General features: G+C 32.8%; 21 protein-coding genes. 5 read left to right on the top strand and 16 right to left on the bottom strand.

Annotated elements, in window-relative coordinates; translation table 11 throughout:
* Positions 1 to 60: 60 nt before the first annotated feature.
* Together MYRA21_RS13970 and MYRA21_RS13965 are read right to left on the bottom strand one after the other, a co-directional pair.
* Entirely contained in the window at positions 61 to 1,605 is a 1,545-nt protein-coding gene (locus tag MYRA21_RS13970) for a hypothetical protein (RefSeq protein WP_006261156.1), read from the bottom strand.
* Between the two features lie 198 nt (positions 1,606 to 1,803).
* Positions 1,804 to 2,727, bottom strand: coding sequence for a hypothetical protein (locus tag MYRA21_RS13965; RefSeq protein ID WP_039329479.1), 924 nt, complete (start codon positions 2,725 to 2,727; stop codon positions 1,804 to 1,806).
* Between the two features lie 778 nt (positions 2,728 to 3,505).
* On the opposite strand from MYRA21_RS13965, the gene MYRA21_RS13960 reads away from it, so the two are divergent.
* Positions 3,506 to 4,492: a diaminopimelate dehydrogenase gene (locus MYRA21_RS13960; protein ID WP_039329477.1), complete on the top strand. Its 987-nt coding sequence runs from the start codon at positions 3,506 to 3,508 to the stop codon at positions 4,490 to 4,492.
* A 399-nt stretch (positions 4,493 to 4,891) separates the two neighbouring features.
* Here the strand turns inward: MYRA21_RS13960 and MYRA21_RS13955 are convergent, their stop codons facing one another.
* Positions 4,892 to 5,365, bottom strand: coding sequence for a hypothetical protein (locus MYRA21_RS13955; protein ID WP_006258933.1), 474 nt, complete (start codon positions 5,363 to 5,365; stop codon positions 4,892 to 4,894).
* A 341-nt stretch (positions 5,366 to 5,706) separates the two neighbouring features.
* On the bottom strand, positions 5,707 to 7,674 hold the full coding sequence (locus MYRA21_RS13950) for an OmpA family protein (protein WP_039329475.1): 1,968 nt from the start codon (positions 7,672 to 7,674) through the stop codon (positions 5,707 to 5,709).
* Between the two features lie 326 nt (positions 7,675 to 8,000).
* Between MYRA21_RS13950 and MYRA21_RS13945 the strand changes: the two genes are divergently transcribed.
* Positions 8,001 to 8,747 (top strand): hypothetical protein, encoded by a 747-nt coding sequence (locus MYRA21_RS13945; protein WP_006263530.1) that lies wholly within the window; start codon positions 8,001 to 8,003, stop codon positions 8,745 to 8,747.
* Between the two features lie 78 nt (positions 8,748 to 8,825).
* On the opposite strand, the gene MYRA21_RS13940 is transcribed toward MYRA21_RS13945, so the two are convergent.
* Entirely contained in the window at positions 8,826 to 9,581 is a 756-nt protein-coding gene (locus MYRA21_RS13940) for a hypothetical protein (RefSeq protein ID WP_006258936.1), read from the bottom strand.
* A 349-nt stretch (positions 9,582 to 9,930) separates the two neighbouring features.
* Here MYRA21_RS13940 and MYRA21_RS13935 point away from each other — a divergent pair, with 349 nt between their 5' ends.
* Positions 9,931 to 11,160 (top strand): MFS transporter, encoded by a 1,230-nt coding sequence (locus MYRA21_RS13935; protein WP_016649469.1) that lies wholly within the window; start codon positions 9,931 to 9,933, stop codon positions 11,158 to 11,160.
* A 39-nt stretch (positions 11,161 to 11,199) separates the two neighbouring features.
* Here the strand turns inward: MYRA21_RS13935 and MYRA21_RS13930 are convergent, their stop codons facing one another.
* The 11 genes from MYRA21_RS13930 to MYRA21_RS13880 all read right to left on the bottom strand — a co-directional run bounded on the left by MYRA21_RS13930 (position 11,200) and on the right by MYRA21_RS13880 (position 20,602).
* A complete protein-coding gene (locus tag MYRA21_RS13930) occupies positions 11,200 to 11,733 on the bottom strand; it encodes a hypothetical protein (RefSeq protein ID WP_016649470.1) in 534 nt (177 codons plus the stop codon).
* A 15-nt stretch (positions 11,734 to 11,748) separates the two neighbouring features.
* Positions 11,749 to 12,360, bottom strand: a complete 612-nt coding sequence (locus MYRA21_RS13925) for an SMI1/KNR4 family protein (protein WP_006258939.1) — start codon at positions 12,358 to 12,360, stop codon at positions 11,749 to 11,751.
* Positions 12,338 to 13,006: a hypothetical protein gene (locus MYRA21_RS13920; RefSeq protein WP_006263526.1), complete on the bottom strand. Its 669-nt coding sequence runs from the start codon at positions 13,004 to 13,006 to the stop codon at positions 12,338 to 12,340. The genes MYRA21_RS13925 and MYRA21_RS13920 overlap by 23 nt, the downstream gene beginning before the upstream one ends.
* Before the next feature lie 219 nt (positions 13,007 to 13,225).
* On the bottom strand, positions 13,226 to 13,873 hold the full coding sequence (locus MYRA21_RS13915; protein WP_006258941.1) for a DUF4240 domain-containing protein: 648 nt from the start codon (positions 13,871 to 13,873) through the stop codon (positions 13,226 to 13,228).
* Between the two features lie 71 nt (positions 13,874 to 13,944).
* Entirely contained in the window at positions 13,945 to 14,532 is a 588-nt protein-coding gene (locus tag MYRA21_RS13910) for a hypothetical protein (RefSeq protein WP_016649471.1), read from the bottom strand.
* Positions 14,533 to 14,619: 87 nt separating this feature from the next.
* Positions 14,620 to 15,186, bottom strand: a complete 567-nt coding sequence (locus tag MYRA21_RS13905; RefSeq protein ID WP_039329472.1) for a hypothetical protein — start codon at positions 15,184 to 15,186, stop codon at positions 14,620 to 14,622.
* Between the two features lie 84 nt (positions 15,187 to 15,270).
* Positions 15,271 to 16,560 (bottom strand): kynureninase, encoded by a 1,290-nt coding sequence (gene kynU / locus MYRA21_RS13900; protein WP_039329470.1) that lies wholly within the window; start codon positions 16,558 to 16,560, stop codon positions 15,271 to 15,273.
* Positions 16,561 to 16,679: 119 nt separating this feature from the next.
* Positions 16,680 to 17,636: a hypothetical protein gene (locus MYRA21_RS13895; RefSeq protein WP_039329467.1), complete on the bottom strand. Its 957-nt coding sequence runs from the start codon at positions 17,634 to 17,636 to the stop codon at positions 16,680 to 16,682.
* Positions 17,637 to 17,668: 32 nt separating this feature from the next.
* Positions 17,669 to 18,673 (bottom strand): metal-dependent hydrolase, encoded by a 1,005-nt coding sequence (locus tag MYRA21_RS13890; RefSeq protein ID WP_006258947.1) that lies wholly within the window; start codon positions 18,671 to 18,673, stop codon positions 17,669 to 17,671.
* Between the two features lie 149 nt (positions 18,674 to 18,822).
* Positions 18,823 to 19,302, bottom strand: a complete 480-nt coding sequence (locus tag MYRA21_RS13885; RefSeq protein ID WP_006258948.1) for an Lrp/AsnC family transcriptional regulator — start codon at positions 19,300 to 19,302, stop codon at positions 18,823 to 18,825.
* An 88-nt stretch (positions 19,303 to 19,390) separates the two neighbouring features.
* Positions 19,391 to 20,602 (bottom strand): M14 metallopeptidase family protein, encoded by a 1,212-nt coding sequence (locus tag MYRA21_RS13880; protein ID WP_039329465.1) that lies wholly within the window; start codon positions 20,600 to 20,602, stop codon positions 19,391 to 19,393.
* 244 nt (positions 20,603 to 20,846) lie between these two features.
* Here MYRA21_RS13880 and MYRA21_RS13875 point away from each other — a divergent pair, with 244 nt between their 5' ends.
* Both MYRA21_RS13875 and MYRA21_RS13870 read left to right on the top strand, forming a co-directional pair.
* Positions 20,847 to 21,359, top strand: coding sequence for a helix-turn-helix domain-containing protein (locus tag MYRA21_RS13875; protein WP_039329463.1), 513 nt, complete (start codon positions 20,847 to 20,849; stop codon positions 21,357 to 21,359).
* Between the two features lie 86 nt (positions 21,360 to 21,445).
* Positions 21,446 to 22,114 carry a spermidine synthase gene (locus tag MYRA21_RS13870; protein WP_006261143.1) on the top strand — a complete coding sequence of 223 codons (669 nt, stop codon included), beginning with the start codon at positions 21,446 to 21,448 and terminating at the stop codon, positions 22,112 to 22,114.
* The last annotated feature ends 49 nt before the right edge of the window (positions 22,115 to 22,163 follow it).

Below are 22,163 nucleotides of genomic sequence, written 5' to 3'. Positions count from 1 at the left end.
AAAAAGACCTCTAGTAGTAAATAAGATACTACTAGAGGTTACAAAACATTAGAACTTAAACTATTTTTCTACGTTGCGAATAATCACTACCTGACCTCCTTCTTTATTCTTGTTCACACCCGCTTTATCTGCATCAACAAATTCATTTTTTTGCCAAGTATGCGAGTGAATATTAACAGAAAAAGTATTTGGAACACCTATCAACTCAGAGATATCTTCCATTGCTCCAAACTCCCAAGAACCAAATTTCTGAAGATTTCCAGATTGATTATAATTCTTTTGCCACTCCGCATCTTCTCTATTGTGCTTCATATTCAACCATGGTTTATAAGAACCATCAGCTATTTTATATTGCCAGATGTAAGAATCATGTTTTGCATCGGCATAATAAGAATCTCCATCTTCTTGAATATATACATAATTCTCAGTCACACATAGGTTATCAGGATTGATTAGGTTCTTACCAGGATCACTATCTCCCTCTGCAGCAACAGATAATTTACCTGTCATCATACCGTTTTTATCTAATACTAGTTTATATACTCTTCCCCACATCGTAAAACCATTTACAGGATTACCTCCGCTTGCTTGCCCTGTTGCAGTAAAGTAAATTTCATTTCCTTTTCCTGCACCTTTTCTATAATCAACATCTTCTACTCGAGAAAAGCGAATAACTCCTAGCTCCATATTCTTTTGATTAATCTGAGCTCCAGTCATATCTTTAGCGCCTGGTATCTCTACAAACTCTACATCATACTCCATTCCTTTTTTCATATCCATCTCAGTATATCCTCCTGACTTACGTTTTAATGCATATAATTTTCCTCCTTGAAGATCACCTTTATTTCCAACATACATGATTAATTGCCCTGCACTTTGATGATTAGAAGAATACCCTTGATCTTCCCCAATTAAAACAATCGTTTTCCCATTAGAAACATCCAAAGGAAGCGGAACTGCATTCTCCATACTTGCTTTACCCAACGCTGGCAATACTCTATCTCGATTAGATTTAAGATCAGTAGATCCCATAGGATCAATAGCGTGTACCATACTTTCTTCTCCCGACTCTCCAGCTGTCAAGAATACAGGTCCAAAACCATGTATCTCTGGTTTTGCTAAAGTAGCAGAACAAAGCCTTGTAATCCCTCCTATTCCATCTACAATATACTCTCCTTTAACAGGTTTAAATGTTTTATCTAAATAAACACGAGAAACAGATTTCATAATCTCATGATTTGTAATCATCAAATATCCATCTCCTTTAGGATCTTTCATAAAACCAGCCCCATCAGGTTGTCCTCCAAACACGAAATCAGGAGATTCACTTAATTTATCTTCACTCGAAATAAGAGAAAAAATCTCTAACTTTTCAAAACCAGGCATCGCGTAAACAAAAGCTGGTGTTTTTGAATGATTCTTTAAAACAATTTTGTCGCCATTGTTTTCCCCTTCGCCACTACCTGAATTATTATCATCATGGCACCCTACTACAGACGCAGTCATAACTAGACCTAAAATCCAAGTTGGTAATTTGTAGTTAATTTTCATTAGTTTATCATTTTTTGTTGAGGCAAAGCTACCTTCACTAGTTAACCTTAACATTACGCATCAATTACCAAAATGTTAATAATTAATTAAAAAATCAAACAAAAAATAAGCTATGACTAATAATCTGTTTTGTTTATTAACTTTTCACAATGATAGAACCTAATCCTTTTGGATAAATATAGATTAACAACAAAAAAACCTTCAAGGTATATACCTTGAAGGGTGTGTATTAATTTACATAATTCAACTCCTCTACAAACAAAAAGCACTATCTGCTCCACCAATATGCTCTACCTTATGGTCATAAGTCATGAATCCTAATGCATGTTCTCTATCCCATGAACAATCAAAGAGATATCCTATATGAGGAGGTTCTGTCCATGATTCTGGTATAATATAGATAGTCATCGGTGTAATCAACATTCCGAACTGATTCTTATCTACAATATCAGGCATAAAAGTTTCTTTATCCTCTGCTTCATATCCATACTGCACTTGCCACTTCTCGTATTTAGAAACTAGCTTACTCAATAACTCTTCTAGAATAGTCTGTTCATTCTCTTGAACGTCCTTTACTATTCGATTCATTAATTCTGTTGCTTCCTTCTCATCTACCTCATCTTCTATATAATCTAGTAATACTTCACATCGGATAGCTTCTTCCATCTTAAAAAAGGCTTTCCACAAAGGTAGTTCTAACTCCATCTCTATTTCTACCTCATCCTCTTCTATAGGCTCTGACAACTGTACAGGATTTTCTAAATGTTGATTAAAAAACTCATAGCAAAAAGGAGCTCTTGTAAAGATATACTCTGGCTCTACAGCATAACACAAATTTAAATAATGCAGAGCAGCTTCTTCATTTCCACACTCTAAACAACACTCTCCTTTATAATAATTGCGTACATACTCAGGATTTCTATCTTTATTACTATGCTTATCACCTTCATCAAGCCAAAACATCATCTTCTCAAACTCTCTTAATCTTATATATTCAGTAGTCATACGTCCTATAATGATAGAGGCATCATATATACAATACTTACTTTCATCAGCTAAGCTCCATTGCTCCTCTATAAAAGCAATCAAATCCTCTACAGTATCTGTATTCGTTTTTAAACCATACCTGTCTAGATAACTATATATACGATCTATTACCACTTGTGCCTCTTCCATACTATTTTTATTTTTCAAGGCTAAAATTAGGAAATTTATATTTTATTGAGTCTATAAAACATGTTGTTGAACACAAGTAATTGACCTCTCTTAAAAATTATTTGATTTATATAACAATAACCTAACGCATTATACTCAATCAAAACACAAATAGTACTTTTTACCGTTCTCATAATGCACCTACACTTATTCTCAAAATGTTAGTTCTGAAGTTATCGAACTACGTCCAATCCCAATAACACCAAGGGTTTCATAGCTAAAAAAAGCACTTTGTTCGGGAGTGGTTTGGAAGTTGTTCGGAAAAGTATTGCAAAATGGGGGCCTTTTCCGAAGAAGCACCGACGAACACCGCATAAACACTCGAAAAAAGGGACAAGTGTTTTTTAGTAATTTTAAACCGATAGTACTAAATGAGAGTTTTTAGCCTTAAAAAATATAGTACTTTTTAAAGCTAAACGAAGAAGTATTTTTGCTTTGATTTATATACTTTCAAGTTAAAAAGTATTCAGACAAGGTTCTGATTTAAAGCAAAATACTCTGCAAATATACAAAAAAAACTTTAACTCCTTTTGAGATTACATATCAAATCCCTTCTAGCTAATAAGGAAATGACTTAAAGAGCTTATTTTATTCATAGTGAACCAAGGAAAGATGCGTGGGGACAACTAATGATAATCTATTTAGTGCACAGTAAGTCTAAAGTTTTAGCTAAATTAGCTCCCTTATAAACGAAACTCCCTACAACTAAAGGGACTGTACAGACTTTTAAAATAAAAATATGAATACTTCTAATCAGCCTATCAAAATAGGTATTGTAGGTTATGGAAACTTAGGAAAAGGTGTAGAACTTGCTATTCGTCAAAATACTGATTTAGAGTTAGTAGCTGTCTTCACAAGAAGAGATCCTCAAAGCATCCCTACTCAGGCTCAAGCAATACACATCGATCAAATCACAGATTATAGAGATATCATCGATGTAATGATTATCTGTGGTGGGTCTTCTACTGACCTGCCTGAGCAAGTGCCTTATATCGCACAGTGGTTTAATACAGTTGATAGCTTTGACACTCATGCTAAGATTCCTGAATTCTTCAATACGGTAAACAAAGCAGCTAAAGATCACAATAAGTTGAGCCTTATCTCTACGGGATGGGATCCAGGACTGTTCTCTATGCTTAGATTATTAGGGGAAAGTATCTTACCTCAAGGAGAAACATATACATTCTGGGGGAAAGGATTAAGCCAAGGACACTCTGATGCGATTAGACGTATCTCTGGGGTTAAAGGTGGAGTACAATATACTATCCCTATAGAAAGTGCTTTAGATAGAGTACGTCAAGGAGAAAACCCTGTATTAACTACAGCTGAGAAGCATGAGCGTATCTGCTATGTAGTAGCAGAAGATAGAGCTGATACTTCTATCATAGAACACACTATCAAAACAATGCCTAACTACTTCGCTGATTATCACACTACGGTACACTTTATATCTGAGGAAGAACTTAAAGCAAATCACTCTGCTATGCCTCACGGTGGTAAAGTGTTTAGATCTGGTATCACAGGTACAGACACTAAACAAAATATAGAATTTGGACTAACACTTGAGAGTAACCCTGAGTTCACTGCTAGTGTATTAGTAGCCTTCTCGCGTGCTGTATATAAATTAGCTCAAAAGGGAGAAACTGGTGCTGTGACTGTATATGATATTCCTCTAGGTGCACTATCTCCTAAGTCTGCAGAAGATCTGAGAAGAGAAATACTATAATTTAATTAGGAATTTAGAATTGTTGTCTTTCAGGCATTAGGGGATAATTATGTGATAAGTCTTTGCAATAAGAACACAACGAATATAAGGTAAAGACGGAACATCTTCTGTCTACACACCGTAACCACACTACACATCTACACATATTGTGTATGTATGGTGTGACACGCAAAATATTGACGTCTCTACATTAAACAATGGACTTACTCATACTATGTCCTCCTAAGAAAGTCAGTAAAAGCAGAGTGTGTGAGAAGTATTTCATCTTATGATGACATACTTATGATTACTGTAGGGAGATAAATACGTCTTTAAAACACAGAAAATAGAGAAATTATAAACCGATAATATAAATAGTTGGTATTCTAAAAGATAGAATTATCAACTATTTATATTTATCTATTTAATGATAACAAACCCTAAATCAATATCTCCCTCACGCCATATTAATTTAGAGTTATAGTACACTTCATATTTCAATGTACTATGACCTTTCTTCTTAAACTTCATTTCCAGTTTATCTAAATCCCCATTTGGCAAAGATAAATACACAATATATCTATCAGGTGCAATATAAGAACCTCCTTGTATTTCTAGATAATATTCCGTCTTTCCTTCAATAGATACAGACTTTATTATTTCTGATCCTTTTCTATAAATAATAGATGTGTTTTGACCATTTGTATCTGCTTCATATAATACTATTTTTTGATGAGAAAAGGATCCCTCATACGTAGGGTCTAATAGATTATGTCCTTTAATATCCTTTAACATGATGCTATAATTAGTATCAACAACTGTTGGACTAAATTCATCGTCACTACTACAAGCTATTATAAGTAATAGACTCATAAAAAGTACTATCTTTTTCATCTTAATATATTTAAAATCAGCATAACAATTTTAAAACTTATAATTTAGATAAATATATAGTATTCAAACATTAAAAGACTATTTCTATAACTAGACAAAGTTTGTGGTTACGATGTACAGATGTATGAAATAGTCCCTACGATTATGGAGATGACTTATGACTACTGTGTGGAGACGAAAATGGTATGTATGTATATGTATGTATTGTGTGACACGCAAAATATTGCATCTCTACATTGATACTCTGTGTGTGCATATTGCCCGCAAGGCAGATAATTCCTAATTCCTAATTCTTAACTCCTAATTCCTAATTAAAAAAAGAGGCTCTCGCCTCTTTTTTGTTACATTTTTATAATGATAAATTCACTTCTTCTGTTTAGCTGATGATCAGCTTCACTACATGGTACTCCATTAGAACATCTGTTCTGTAGTTGACTTTCTCCATATCCTCTACCTGTTAGACGACTTGGTTCTATACCTTGCGAAATCATCCATTTAATAGTTGCTTTCACACGTCTATCTGATAAGGCTAAATTATAATTGTCATTTCCTCTACTATCTGTATGTGAACGCACATCTATGATCATAGCTGGGTACTCTCTCATTACCTCAACTACTTTCATCAGCTCTATCGCTGCATCTCTACGGATAAATGATTGATCAAAGTCAAAATAGATTGGTTGTAATTTTAGCTTCTTAAATAAATCATCGTTTATACCTACTGTCTCATATGCCTTATCTAAACCGATATTCACTTCTTTATCACCTGCCACATCAGCTGCAGCAAATACTAACTCTACTGTACTATACTCTGGTGCTTCTGCCTTAATACGATACTTCTCACTACAATCTAATGTCTCAGAACTATACTTACCTTGCTCATCTGTCTGAATGGTTTTAGACTTTTCATATAATCCATCTGATATCACAACAGTTGCATTAGGAATACCTTTCTTTGTTTTAATATCATATACAGTACCTATTATATGCTGTAGACATGCTTTCTGAATAAAAGAATAGATATCATCTCCTCCTAACCCTTCTGGTCGGTTTGAACTCACATATCCTGCATTTGTGTCTCTATTGATATAAATAGAAAAATCATCAAACGGACTATTAATAGGCGCTCCTAAATTAACTACTTCTCCTATCACCCCATTTTTCTCTAACTTAGCCGAAAAGATATCTAATCCTCCTAAACCTGGATGACCATCAGAGGCAAAGAATAAATAATTATCAGAAGAAATAAATGGGAATGTCTCACGCCCTGCTGTATTTACTTTCTTCCCGATATTCTCTACACCTCCATACACATCATTAGGATATAAAGCTACTCTAAAAATATCTGACTGCCCTTCGCTTCCCTCTCTATCAGAAGAGAAATATAACCATTCATTATCTGGTGTCAACGCTGGGTGCGCAGTATTAAAGTTATCTGAGTTGATTGGTAATTCTTTTATATCTCCCCAAGTACCATTAGCTTGTTTAGTAGCACTAAATATCTTTAATAGAGACGAGTTTTTCTTATTGTTTTTACGCTTTCCTTTTAAATTAGAATTATTACGAGTAAAGAACATGGTCTTTCCATCCTTCGTAAATACAGCAGTAGCATCATTAACCTTAGAACTCAACTCAGGAGCGTAAACAACAGGCTCTCCTAACTTACCATCTGCTAAGATCGTACTACTGTATAGTGTAGTAAAACTCTCATTCGTCCACTCGTGTAATTTCTTACTTGATAATTCACTAGAAGGACGTGCAGAAGTAAAAATAAGTTGATCTCCTATCACTGCTGCTCCATAATCAGAATAAGGAGTATTAATAGATGTATGTGTCAATTCATAACGAGCTGTACCTTCCTCTATTGTTTTTAAATAGTCCTTATTCGCTAGGTATAATTTTGCCCTAGAGTCTTCCTTTTCTAATACAACGAACTGCTCCATTACCTTCTTAGAAGCATCATATTGTTCAGCAGCTTTTAAGGTTTGTGCATAGCGATAGTAGTACTCTGAAGGAATCTTCACTGTATCCTTATCATCATACTCTCCATTAAACAGCTCTGTATACCATTTATTAGCATCAAGTAGCTTCCCATTAAAATAATATGAATCAGCTAATTTCATTAATATATCTCCATTAATATATCCTTTTTTAGCCATGCGTTCATAGATTTTTATAGCATCTATATAAGCTAGTTTTTCATACTCTTTATCAGCTTTCTTCTCAGCTACACGCTGAGCTTGTACACTAGTACTTAGCGCAAATAAAGCAATACTTAATAAACCTGTTTTTAGTAATTGTTTTCTCATACGTTAGATTGGGAATGTGGGGTTAATCACCTAATACAAAACTACATTAAGTATTGTCAAAAACACAACAAAACAGAGGTTACGCCTACAATAATACCACATAACAACTACTTTACAACTATTTATATATTAAAAATTATTTTAAAAACAACAAAAATAAACAAACTATAACTATTTAGTATATTTTAATAAAATATAAGCAACCATATACCCCATACTTTCTAATTTCGCCTTATTTACTTGGACTAGGAAGCTTTTGTTTATTCTGGACTATACCCTTCATTATCTAGGCATTTACCTTTGTTGCCAATCAAACAATAGATATAATGCATATACATTTTGTAATTCACGAGGAGTATGAAGGGCCTGGTGCCTTTTTAGATTGGGTAAAAGATCATAATTATAGTGTAAGTATGACTAAACTATATGAAAACAATATTTTGCCTACCTCAGCAGAACACATTGATTTACTAATCGTATTAGGAGGACCTCAAGATCCTATTACGACAACAGATGAATGCCCTTATTTTGATGCACAAAAAGAAAAAGAATTGATACTAAAGTGTATACTTGCTCATAAAGCGGTTATTGGTGTTTGTCTAGGGGCACAACTAATAGGAGAAGCTCTGTGTAACGCTTATAGTCACAGCCCAGAAAAAGAGTTTGGTGTATGGCCTATTCACCTTACTGATGAAGGAAAGACCCATCCAAAGTTTAAACATATAGAAAATGAACTTCCAGTAGGCCACTGGCACAATGATATGCCAGGACTTACACCAGATGCTATAGTACTAGCTACTAGCGAAGGATGTCCTAGACAAATAATAGAATATTCTAATCTAGTGTATGGATTGCAGTGTCATATGGAATTTACACCAGAAGTAATAGAATTAATTATTGCTAATGACCAAGAAAGCTTAGTGAGATATGCTAATCATCGCTTTGTACAGTCTGCTCAACAACTAATGAAATACGACTATACTACAATGAATCAAGCCTTATATACATTCTTAGATAAGTTAGTAGAAGAATATAAACAACTATCTGACGTTAGACCACTTCATCATCTATAAACAAGAAGCCTGTATTTATTAGAACACACTTCTAACTCATACAGGCTTCATATACATAGAAAGAGTCAAGATATTCTATTATCCATCTATACTCATTTCGATACATTCTTTATTAGAAATTTCTATATCTATAATATGATCAGCGATAAGCTCATCCCCTATTGCAATAGACGCTGTAATATGTGCTAAATTATGTAAACAGATTGTAACACTATATACATCTAAGGTATCATACCAATCATCATCTGCTTTTCCGTCTAAGAAAGGAAGGAAAGCGTTATTCTCACTATTATAGAATCCTATTAGCTCTTCACGCAAGTCTGTAAGCCAATATAGATAATCTATCACCTTAGACTGTGCTCTGCTATCAAAAGGAATATGGCTAATAATCAAAAACCGATCAAGTGGACAGTACTTATTAAAAATAACTACTCTCTTCTCTTTTATACCATATTGATTATTAGTCCCCTCTACGAGGGTGATATCTTCTGGAAACAGAAGGTCTATTGTCTTTCTTTCTCTTAACTTTCGAAGATCTTTTACACCAAAAATATCTTTATGAGTCTTTGCTTTCTCTGAAAAAACAAAAAGCTTATCTTGGATTTTATGAGTTTTACTACTTTCTACTTCAAGTAACAATCTATATGCAGTCTCCCAATACTCTAATAATGCATAAATATGACTCTGCAACAATAAATTCTCACTCGTTTGTTCATCTGCTTGCAATGCATACAATAAATCAAATAAATCAGACGCTAAGTCCTTAATGCTATAACTCTCTCTAAACATTTTAGAAAGTTCATTGTACTTTTTTTTATATAAACTTATACTCATCACCTTTTTAATTACGTCTATCCTCTTTTATATATTATATACTTTTATATATGCTCCACAAGAACATTCACTTAGGACACCTCTTTCACGATTAAGTCACTAAAGTTCTCTATTTGTACTACTTGATAAAACTTAGATACTAAAACTATTCTTATTCATCGTAGAGAATTAAAAACACTATAAACAAGTAATATAGTAGATACTATATACAGTAAATATCTAACTAATAAAGTTAATTATTTTAGTACTCACTAGCTAAAGATAAAGAAAAGAATAATGACTTATATTTGCATTTCACTCTTTTCAATTTATTTAGATGTAAATTAAAGAGATATCTCTATATATTACTATGACACAGACGCTAGATCAAAAGTTTACCAAATACGAGAAATTCGTTATTTTCATATTAGCCATCACACAATTCACTGTTATCTTAGACTTTATGGTTATGGCTCCACTAGGAGATCTCTTACTAAAAAGCTTGTCTATGTCTACACAGGATTTTGGCATAGCTGTATCTGCTTATGCATTTAGCGCAGGAGCTGCAGGATTACTCACAGCAGGCTTTGCGGATAAGTTTGATAGAAAGAAACTATTATTGTTCTTCTACATTGGCTTTATCATTGGAACCCTATTCTGTGGTTTAGCAAACTCTTATGAGACACTCGTATTTGCTCGCATCTTTACAGGACTATTTGGAGGGGTTATAGGATCTATCTCTATGGCTATTATCACAGATATCTTTTCACTAAAACAACGAGGAAGAGTAATGGGGTTTATACAAATGGGATTTGGAGCAAGCCAGGTACTTGGTATTCCTATAGGCTTATATATTGCTAACAAATGGTTTTGGGAAGCTCCTTTCTTTATGATTGTAGGATTGTCAATACTTATCGCTATTGCTATTGGGTTCTATTTAAAACCTGTCAGAGATCACTTAAGTCTACAACCTCAAAAAAAGGTACTTACGCATCTGTGGAATACTGTGAAAAACAAGGATTATAGAATAGGATTTATGTCTATCACCATGCTATCTGTAGGAGGATTTATGATGATGCCATTCGGAACTATCTTTGCTGTGAATAACTTAGGTGTTCATCCAGATCAGTTACCTATCCTATTTATGATATCTGGAGTTACCTCATTAACATTAATGCCTTTTATAGGTCGTTTAAGTGATAGAGTGAGTAAATACAAATTATTTACCATTGCATCTATTTGGTTAATGATAGTTAGTGTGGTCTATACTAATTTTTCTCAAATCCCTTTTGCTCTAGTAGTTGGAACAAATATCTTAATGATGATCGGTATCATGAGTCGTATGGTTCCTTCATCAGCCTTAAACAGTGCTGTGCCTGATACAGCTGACAGAGGAGCTTATATGAGTATTACTTCTTCACTTCAACAGATATCAGGAGGTATTGCTGCTGCTATCGCGGGACTAATTGTCTACCAAGAGCATGATAACAGCCCACTTGTTAATTACAATATCGTAGCTTATGTACTTGTTGTTGTATCTACTATTAGTATTATCTTAATGAGTAGAGTTAATAAGTTAGTACGCAAACGAACTTTATAAAACTAAACAAGGGAAGTAACTTACTTCCCTTGTTTAGTTTTATACTTCCATACTGCGAGTACGCTCTTCTTGTAACAAGCTTTCTTCTTCCTCTTCATCGGCATCTATTTCAGTAACCAATGTCCATAGCTCAGGTGTTACTTTTAAATACTGTGATAGTAGATTCTCTCTTTCTATCCTTACCATTACTCTTCTCAAACTAGTCAAAAAGCCATTAGTAAAATCATCGAACTTATACTGATCTTCTAAATCCTTTACAATATTGTGATATGCATCTTCTATAGGTTCATAAAGGCGACTACCAAGGCTTCTAAGTTCTAAAACATAATCTTCTACAACTTCATAAGTCCAATCTGGTGGGTAATACTTTCTCTCTCTATTCAGCATATCGGTGTCTAAACTCAATAATACATATCCATTATATGCACTACAGTTAAAAGCAAAAGAACAAAACACTTCTTCTTTTAAAGTAGATTGGCTGATTAGTTCAAGTGATTTTCTTACATAATTATATACAGACTCTTCGAAGTTATACTGTTTTTCGAAAGTTTTCCAATTAGCTATTTCTATCATTCCAATTGTTTTATTTTAATATCTCCATTTACGAACTAGGTCTTCTCCTATCAGCTCATCAACTATTTGTTCTGTCCATTGATCAACTTGATCCTGGCCTACCTCTCCAAACAAATCTGCTTGTGCAAAAACCAAACACCCTTTTAAATAATCATCAAAATGACTAAACATCTTCGTCAAATAAGGCTGACTATCGTGGTCAAAATAATAGATTTCTTTAGTCTCTTTATGAAAACAGAACATATTACCATTACCTAGATAATCACTAAAAGTAATTAAGTAAGGTAACACTGATAAGTCCTCTTGTGTGAAGCTAGGACCGTATTCTGGGTGAGGTTCCCATATTTTACCAAGATAATCTATTTCATCAAAGCTGATTAACTGTTCGCCTATATCAGCTACCCCAAACACTTTATAGAATTCCTTTAAAGAATTTGGTAAACTTGTTGCTATTCTTGCTTCTAATAGTCGTATTTCCTCTTCTGATTTGGGATCAGCTAAATCATTTGACCAATTATCAGCTAAGGACTCAATGATCAGCCTAGTCTTATCTTCCCATAAAGGATCACCTATTCTAATAAAAGGAATGATGATATCTTCCTTCTTATCTATACATAATGTTGTCATTTGGTCTAAAGAATACGGTTATCAAATAAAATAATACTCCCTCTTCGTCTCTAAACTGTGTAATCCAGCGTCCCCAAGTCTCTTGTCCTATCTCTAATTTATTACCAAAACTATCTGTATACTTCCATCTGTCAAAGATATCTTTCTTTAAACTAGCGCTTTCTCTACCAGACTTATAGTTATAGTCTCCCATTAAATCTTTTCCAATAGAATACTTAATCCCTCTTTTCTTGTCTTCATAAATTTTATTCCCAAACAAATCTGTACCGTACTCAATCCTGTTTCCTTGGTTATCTTTTATCGTCACTTTTCCAAACATATCCACCTCATAAGTTGCTGTATAACGATTAGTATACTTATACTTCTTAACTAAGTCCATTAAGAACAACTGCTGCAACTCGTCATCCTCCAGAATCCCGCTATATTCTAAGTTTAGGTACTCTTTTGAAAATTCTAATTTATTTCTATTATTATCTGAGAAATCTAAACCTCCAAAGAAGGATTTTTCTAACTGAGCATCATATCTATTATGTGAGTAAGTCCAATCTTCTCTATAATTTTTCTCTATTTTTTGAGCTTGTGCTTCTGTAGCTACAAATAACAAACCTGCTATCAACAAACTCCTAAACAATGTCTTTCCTTTCATATTTACCTTTTAGTATTTAAACCCAGATTCCGCATTAGCCAAATACTACAAAGCAATTCTACTTCGTAGCTCTTTCATTAGCTCTAAAACCATACTATAGTATGCTATACTCACTTACTCAGGCCTATTTTTATATAATTACTTTTCGTTTAGATGTCTATCGTAATCTGGATTAAAAAAAGAAGTTTAGAGCATAGATGCTTTAAACTTCTTTTTATCTTATTCTTCTACGTCAGAGCGTACATCACATATTTCTTCTACCAATTCTGGGTAAGCCTTTTGTAGCGCTGTTCCTCCTTTTACCTCTCTATTCATCTTCACATCTACATCATCATAGTTCACTACGTCTGGAAAAGACTCATAAATAGCATCTCTTATTTCTTCTGACTCTTCGATACCCGTCATCTCTTCATTAGCTAAGTCTGCTACATACAATAACTCTTCTGCATCACACTCTCCGATATCAAAACTATATTCTCCATTTACAAAGTTCTGAATATCACTACTAATTTCTTCTACAAAATCTTTACCTTTAAGTAATAACCAACATCTGAAATAGATAAATGCATCATCAGAAATCGTATCATCAAAGTCTATCACATCGTCTTCTACATCAAAATCATTATTCAAGACGATGTACAGCTCTGCTATCTCCGCAGTGTACAATCTATGTAATTGTTGTTGCATTACTTTCTCGAAAACGATTAAATGATCTTTGTCTGTTTTACTTAATAAATCAATCATTTGATCAATGTGTTGATCTTGATCATATTCCTCCCAATCAAAATCTTTTACATCATTAGATTCATCTATAATCTTCCAAAAGAAGTTATCTTGTTCTTGTTGTGTTGCTTTTAGAATACTCATTTCTGTATATTTTTAAGGTTCTTGTTCTCTTTATAAATTTAGATAATATTATCTATTGGATTTTATTTTACTCAATATTTATTTGCCTTCCAGTTTTTATCAAATTTTCTTTTCTCAAAAAAGATATTTCCTATACTTAGTTTTATTTTATCTCTTATGAAATGCCTTCTATATTCTGCTGGTTCAAAATGATAATCATCATACGCTAGACAAAAAGCAATAAGTAATTCTTGATTAACATCATTATTGGCAATCATAAAATAATTATCAGCATAACTAATACTTATTCTTTCCTTATCCCACCAAGCGATTTGTTTCCTGTTTTCAAAAATAGAGCACTTTAGTCCACGATGAGCATAAATATCATATACCTTATAGTTATAATGACATTGATAGTGAGTTTTCCAAAAAGAAAGCATTTCTAACCTTGCTGTATTCCCATACTGATCTGTTAAAACATATTTTGCAGGCTTAAATAGACCTGTACCTTCTCCTCTTCTAATATTAAAAACAGGAATATCACTACTCGTCGAAAACAAATTAATATCTACAAAATCGCTATCTGCATTCTGTTCTGCATAAAACCTTTTCTCTTTATTGATAAACCCTTTGTACTTAATCAAATGGTAATCTATCAATTGATCTACTTCTATAACCATTATTCATCTTTGTGTTTGACTCTATAAAACTAAAGATAAAAAGGCTCTCAACACTAGTGTTAAAGAGCCTTTTTATCCTAAAATGCTTTATTTATTTTTATTGTTAGGTTTCCACTGTTTATCAAAACTTCTGTTTTGAAAGATTAAGTTACCTAGATCATAATTAAACACACCTTTATCTTGAGATTTATAAGTATAGTTATCATAAGCTAAACAACAAGCAATCAGCACTTCTGCATTCACATCATCATCCGCTATAATTTGATAATTATCTCCATCAAACCAAGACACTGCCTGCTTATCCCACCATGCTACTTGCTTTCCATTTATAAAAACAGAACACTTGCGCCCTCGATGTGCATAGATATCATATACTTTATGTTGGTAAGTACATTGATAATGAGTCTTCCAATAGGACTTCATCTCTAATGTAGCTTCTTTTCCTTGACTATCAGTTAATACATAGGTAGGATACAACAGAAAGAACTTCTTTTTGACCTTAAAGGCTTGTTCATTGGTTGTTTCTGCAAACAAATTCACTTCTGCAAACAACTTAAAAAGCTTTTGCTTTCCATAATACATCTTTTCTCCATCAATAAATATGTCATAATGACTCCCAATAGAGATTTTATGTTGATTAATATCAATAATCATTCAGTAAACAATTTCTAATTCTATTGTAAAAGTAAAAAGAAAAGACGCTCCAAATACTATTGAAACGTCTTTCTTTATATTAAATTAAATAACTATTGCTCTTTGATTGCTAAAATTATTCCATTGCTGTTCTTGACCAATTACTTCTAATACTTCGATTAACTTATAGACTTCCTGATAAGAATTATACAATGCTATAGGAGCAAGACGAATAACATTAGGCTCTCTATAATCAGGAATAATATTATGATGTTTTAAGGCTAAACAAATTCTATAAGCTTCATCATGGACTAATGCCACATGTCCTCCACGCTTATAATCCTCTGTTTCATTGTTATACGAATATCCATACAGTCTTAGTCGGGTATCGATGAGATACATCATATAAGCTGTCAAGTTTAATGACTTTGCTCTAATATGCTCCATTCCCGCTTCTTCATATATATTTAATACTCCTTCCAGAGGAGCCATCGAGAAGATATTCGGTGTACCTGTCTGAAAGGCTGTTATATCAGAAGCTTGTTCGAACTCATGCTTTAGTTGGAACTGTGTTTCGTCTTTATTTCCAAACCAACCTGCAAGTCCCACTGATTTATTAAAATGTTTTTTATTGATATAAAGACCTGCTGTAGAACCAGGACCTGCTGATAGATACTTATAATTGCACCAGATAGCAAAATCTGGATTAATTAAGTCAAAATCATGTGCTACTGCTCCAATAGAGTGACATAAGTCAAAACCAATGTATATACCGCGTTTATGCGCTTCATTCGTTAGGCGTTGCATATCTAGGAGTTGAGCACTTCTGTACAATACAGAAGGCAATAAAATCACTGCTACATCTGGGGTCATCGCCTCTATCACCGCATCCTCATCAATGAACACTCCATCACTACTCTCTACTACTTTTAAAACTTCTTCTACCTTCATCCCCTTTAATGCTATCTGACTATCTACAGCATATCTATCTGTCGGGAAGTTTAAATCATCTACAAGTATCTTATAACGCTGCTTAGTAGGTTTCCAGAATGTCGCTATAACCTGGTGTATATTAAGCGTTGTATTAGCTGTAATCATTACCTCATTCTCCTGTGCATTAATCAAACGACCTACTCTATTTCCTAGATTCTTACCATAGTTAAAGTAATGTCCACTCTCTACATTCCAAATTAGAATACCTTCACTTTTCCATACCTCCATCACTTGTAACAAAGCTTGCTCTGCATCCTTAGACGCTAACCCTAGAGAATTACCATCCATATAGATCTTATTATCTGCTAAAGGGAAGAATCTTTCTCTAAATCTATATAATACATCTGCCTTATCAAGTGCTTTCGCTTGTTCTATGCCTGGTTTAAAATCTTTATTTGCCATTGATCCATCATTTTTATTAGCTGCAAATAACAACTATAAATGAAAAGGAACTTTTCAATCTGTGTCTAATAGCGAAACAAAGAATAACATCTATGTCTATTCCCACAAAAAAAGAGCAATTACTTGCTCTTTATATTTTTTAAAACCTCTCTCTGCTTGTTTAGATAAGCTACTTTCTCGGGTTCTCCTGACAAACTAATCAAAGTAGAAGTCCGTTTTATCATGTTAATGCGATGTTCTTGTGCGTTATTAAATGCAGGATCAAATGATAAAATACTATTTGGACTACTTAGATGTACTACACTTGCTTCTAATCCATCAGATTTTAAATAGTTATGAGAAATATCTAATCCTAAATAAGACAGATAAAGCTCTATCTCTTTATTCTTATACTTCCCTGTGCTTCCTATCAAGCTAAGTAGATCTATTACTTCATTAAGTTCATTTTGTATTAGTGTTTTATCCTCTTCTGTTAGTGTATTGATCTTATAAAAATACAAGATATCGTATACCAATGTATTTAATATATCAGGACCTAAGTACACAGTGAGTTTAAAGTCATGTAAAGCTTGCCAATATCGTTGTTGAATTCTTTTGATAGCTGAGGTTATCTCAATTTTTTTAAACGCTGTCGGTATTAAAACCCCTTGGTTTAATTCTATTTTCATTAAACGCAACTTCATCAGGTTATCTGAAGCTAAATACAGAAGCTCTGGAAGCTCTTTACACACCATGTGAAGTGTATGTCTACTTTTTTGTTCAAACCCCTCTAAAACGTTTAATTCAGCCTCTATCATCCTGATGTAAACTTGTTCTAAAGTATCCTCCTTTAATACTCTTAAGTTACAAGTAATCTTATCTCCTCCTTCTCTAATAATTAAAGAAGTAAGATTAATGTTCATTGCTTTTGCTATCGTAACTACCTCTGTCAAGGTAAACTCCACTTCTCCTCTGATTCTTCTATAACAAGCTTCCTTACCTAAATGAATTAGCTCAGAGATAAAATCAACTAGCTTTATTCCCTCCGGCAGTTGTTCTGAAATAATATGAATAAAATGTTTTTGATAAGCTGACATAGGTAAAAGAATAATAAGTTTTTATCATTTAGTTATACTCCTTGGAGTCTAAACCATAGCTTTTTCAATAATTTAAAACCATCTTTTCTCTCTTTTTTCACTTCTTCTACTTGTAGCTCTCCTTTATCATCTAAGTAGAATCTATAACTAAAAGCAAACTGCACTTCTTCTCCTTCATTTTTCAACAGACCAAAGCGCAAATCATTGAAATAGACTTCATCTTTCTTTTCAGAAAAAGTATAATATCCTTCACTAATCTTTACTAAGCGTACAATTAGTGGGTGACTCTCTAAAGACTTTATAAGAGTGTGGTTTTTAGGAAACTCCTGAAAGGTAATAGGAGACTTATCAAAGAAAGAGTACTCTCCTATTAAAAAAGAATCTTTTGTTTCTACAATAGCATTCCAAAGGATAGTATTCATCACTGTAGGTTTTACAGACATTTCTGTGTACTTAATTCCTTGGCGATCTAATGCGTCGGTAAAACTGTAAAAAGCGAATGCCTTAAGCATTAATGTAATAAATAGATAGAATGAACTTACATAGAACCCCATTCTATTATAAAACATTCTTTTGTCTAAATTTGACTTCTCTCGCATTGAACGCACCAAAAAGTATGCAAACGGTAAAGTGTATAAAGGATCTATCACAAAGATAGACTTGAATGCAAAAGAGTAATCAAGAGGCCAAAACAGCCTAGTGCCCCATGTGGTAAACATATCTAAGAGAGCATGTGTAAAGAACCCCCAAAAGAAAAGCCAAAACCCCTCTTCGTAAGTTACTTTATTCTTTTTCTCTATAAAATAGAGTAAATAACCGAACAAAATAGCTCCCAAAAAAGCAAATAGAATAGAATGTGTGAACCCACGATGTACTTCTACAGCTGTGATAGGATCAGTAAAAAAAACAGACAAAATATCTAAATCAGGTATAGTACCTGCTATTGCTCCATAAAGAATTGCCCTATTGCCTATCTTACGACCTACAATAGCATTTCCAACCGCACCACCTAGTATGATTTGTGTTAATGAGTCCATGGTTTTTTTTCAAAAATACAAATAAAAAGAAAAGATACCCTATAAACCTAATCACAGCTTGACATTTTTATACTCTCTATCCCATATAAATACAAAAAAAGAGAGTATCTAGTAGATACTCTCTTTTATATGTGATATACATTCTAATCTTAAAGTTCTTTAAAGATTGTATGCATTAAACGTTTTTTATCATTGATGCTTTCTTCTAGAGAAATCATTGATTCAGTTCTGTAAACTCCTTCGATATCATCAATCATGTAAATAACTTCTTTTGCATGACGTGTGTTTTTCGCTCTAATTTTGCAGAACACGTTAAACTTACCTGTAGTTACGTGCGCTACAGTTACGAAAGGAATTTCATTAATACGCTCTAATACAAACTTAGTTTGTGACGTGTTATGTAAGAAGATTCCAATATATGCGATGAAAGCATATCCTAATTTTTCATAATCTAATGTTAAAGAAGAACCTTGGATAATTCCTGCATCTTCCATTTTCTTAACACGAACGTGAACAGTACCTGCAGAGATTAATAGTTTTTTTGCTATATCTGTAAAAGGAACTCTCGTATTGTCAATCAACATATCTAGGATTTGGTGATCGATTTCATCTAAACGAAATTTACTCATAAATCAATTATTTATCTTATTATAATCTATAATTCTGTACAATAATACTAAATAAAATTTGGATTTTCTGAAAAAAAAATAAATTTTATTATTTTTTTAATAAATAATTAACCTCTTCAGCCTTTAAATCAATAACCTCAGTTAATCTTTTATCTAGTACTTCATCAATATTTTCAATACTTTCTTTAAAAAAGAGATTTTCTTTTATACGATGATGGACAAATTTACTCTCTTTTTTAATAATATCAACAATTATAGGATAAAGTTTAACATTATCTTCTTCTAATTGCTCTAAATATTGGATTTTCACAATATAATCCTCGTCAGTTTCTTTAAGTTTGACAAATTCAATAGCTATATCATTGAAGTTTTTACTGTTTTCTGGAATACTAAAATAGGAATCTACTGTATTATTCTCATAATTTGAAGAAAATATCTCAGAAACTACCACTAGTAAGCTTCTAAATATAATCTTTCTGCTTTCTTCTCTTATATAATCCTCAGGATAATGTCCTGCTTCAAATAATATGGTTGGTATACCTAGTGATTGACAATAATCTCCAATACAATTTATATTAAACCCATCATCAAACCTTCCTACTTGTCCTGGAATTACCTTTTGAAGTTCTTTGTTCATTGACACGATTAATTTAATTGCTTTTAAGCGATTATCGTTAATCTCTCTTTCCATATTATAAGAAGGAGCTAAAAAAGAAACTGTAGCAGGTTTCCCAGTCTCTCCTACCCCAAATATTGTTCGCTGATCATGTAGGTTAAATGCATAGTCTGGTTTATACTCTTCTAATAAAGTTCTAAGCAATTTACTTTCTGGTTGACTAAGGTCAATAGAGTCTCTATTAAGGTCTACCTGATTTGCATTTACTCGAGTATAATAATGTGCTCCATCAGGGTTCAGAATAGGCACTATATAAAAGGTAAATTTAGCATACCATTCTTTAATGAAACTCTCTTTTTCTTGATGGAGTAAAAGAAGAAAATCTAATACTGCTTTTGTTGTTGTAGATTCATTTCCGTGCATCTGAGACCACATAAAAATACGCGTGCTACCAACACCCCATGTTATCGTTTTTATCAATCTTCCTTCTACTGATTTTCCTTTCTCCTCAACCTTGAAGTTTAGGTTTAAGTCATTTAAAAAATCAACAATCATGTCAGCTGTCACATATCTACCTGACACACATTTATTGGTATAGTTATCTACTAAAAAGTTATAGTTCATCCCTCTATTATTATATGATGTTACAAATGTAAATAACTTATCTTTTACATCTGTAAACAATTTAAAGTAACTCTTTGTTTACAAAAGTAACATACTTAAACCATAACTACCATCAGCAACACTTTAGAAGTTTACAAAATTAAACAATGCTAGCTACTTAATTATTTATCAGTACTTTATATATTATTACTTAAACATAAACTTTAGTGTTGTTTACAATTCTAAATATGTATACATTTGTAATATTATAAACAATATTACATTTGTAAACACTATAACTATTTACTTCTATAAACAAAATGCTATGGATAACTTTGTAAACAGACTTGAATTTATACTTCACAACTATGACTACTCTGCCTCTTCTTTTGCAGACAAAGTTGGTGTTCAAAGGTCTAGTTTATCTCACCTTTTGTCAGGTAGAAATAAACCTAGTTTAGACTTTATTTTAAAAGTAAACGAAGCTTTTCCTGAGCTAAGTTTGGAATGGTTAATCAAAGGAACGGGTAACTATTTAGAGAAAGACAATACCACTACTATCACTAAAATTATCCAAACTCCTCCTTCTACTCCAATGACCACTCCTTACTCAACTGATCTTTTTTCGGCTGAAAAAGAAGAAGAATTAGCTCCAAGTTTTGTAGAGAAAAAAGAAGAAATAACAACGGAAAAAACCACCTCTATTCACGACCAAAAAGAAGAAAATAGTACTGAAAATATTCTCCCTCATTTTGCTTTAGGATCTAATAAAGGAGAGATTGAACAGGTGATTATTTTTTATAAAGATGGAACATTTAGTCAATTTAAACCGCGATAATTCTAATCCATATCACCTAGTAAAAATTGCCGTTTTAGGTATCTAATATTTGATTTATCTTTGAAGGAAAGTTGAGCTAGAAAAAAATGATAAAGAAAATCCTAAGTTATTTTACCCCAGTTATAGAAAAGAAAATTCCCTCAAAAGTTAGTCAACAATTAGAAGTAACTTGGATTGATGGACATCTAGTAGTAGATACTAAACACACCAACTACTCTTACGGTAATCTAGAAAAAGTACTAAAGAACGGTCTAAGCTTTATAGGTTTTGAGAAAATCAAAAAAATGAACAAGGTGCTTATCCTTGGTCTTGGAGCAGGTGGAGTTCTAAAGACATTAAGAGATGAAGTAAAATACCAGAGTGCTATTGATAGTGTTGAGCTAGATGAAGCTATTCTATTTATTGGTAAAAAGTACTTTGATATCGAAAAGTACAACACTAACCACGTTATTCACAACATAGATGCTTTTGAATTTGTCTTGCGTTCTAAAGAACAGTATGATCTAATCATCATAGATATCTTCCAAGATGCAAGAATGCCCGACTTCTTATTTGAACGTTATTTTGTTGAGAGGCTACAAGAATTACTAAACCCAAAAGGTTTCATATTATTCAATACCATAGTACTGACAAAAGAAGATGAGACTCGTAATGAGCATTTTTACACTTTATTTCCTAAAGAAAACTATTCTATTCGGTCTTATCCTAAACAACAAAAGTATAACGAACTCCTTACTATCAAGAAACTACTATAACAACTGTACTTTTAATTAGACAAACCTTGTTTTTCTAATATTACAAATA

The sequence above is a fragment of the Myroides sp. A21 genome, assembly GCF_000807225.1.
GTDB classification, from domain to species: domain Bacteria; phylum Bacteroidota; class Bacteroidia; order Flavobacteriales; family Flavobacteriaceae; genus Flavobacterium; species Flavobacterium odoratimimum.
This window is presented reverse-complemented; position numbering and strand designations above follow the sequence as displayed.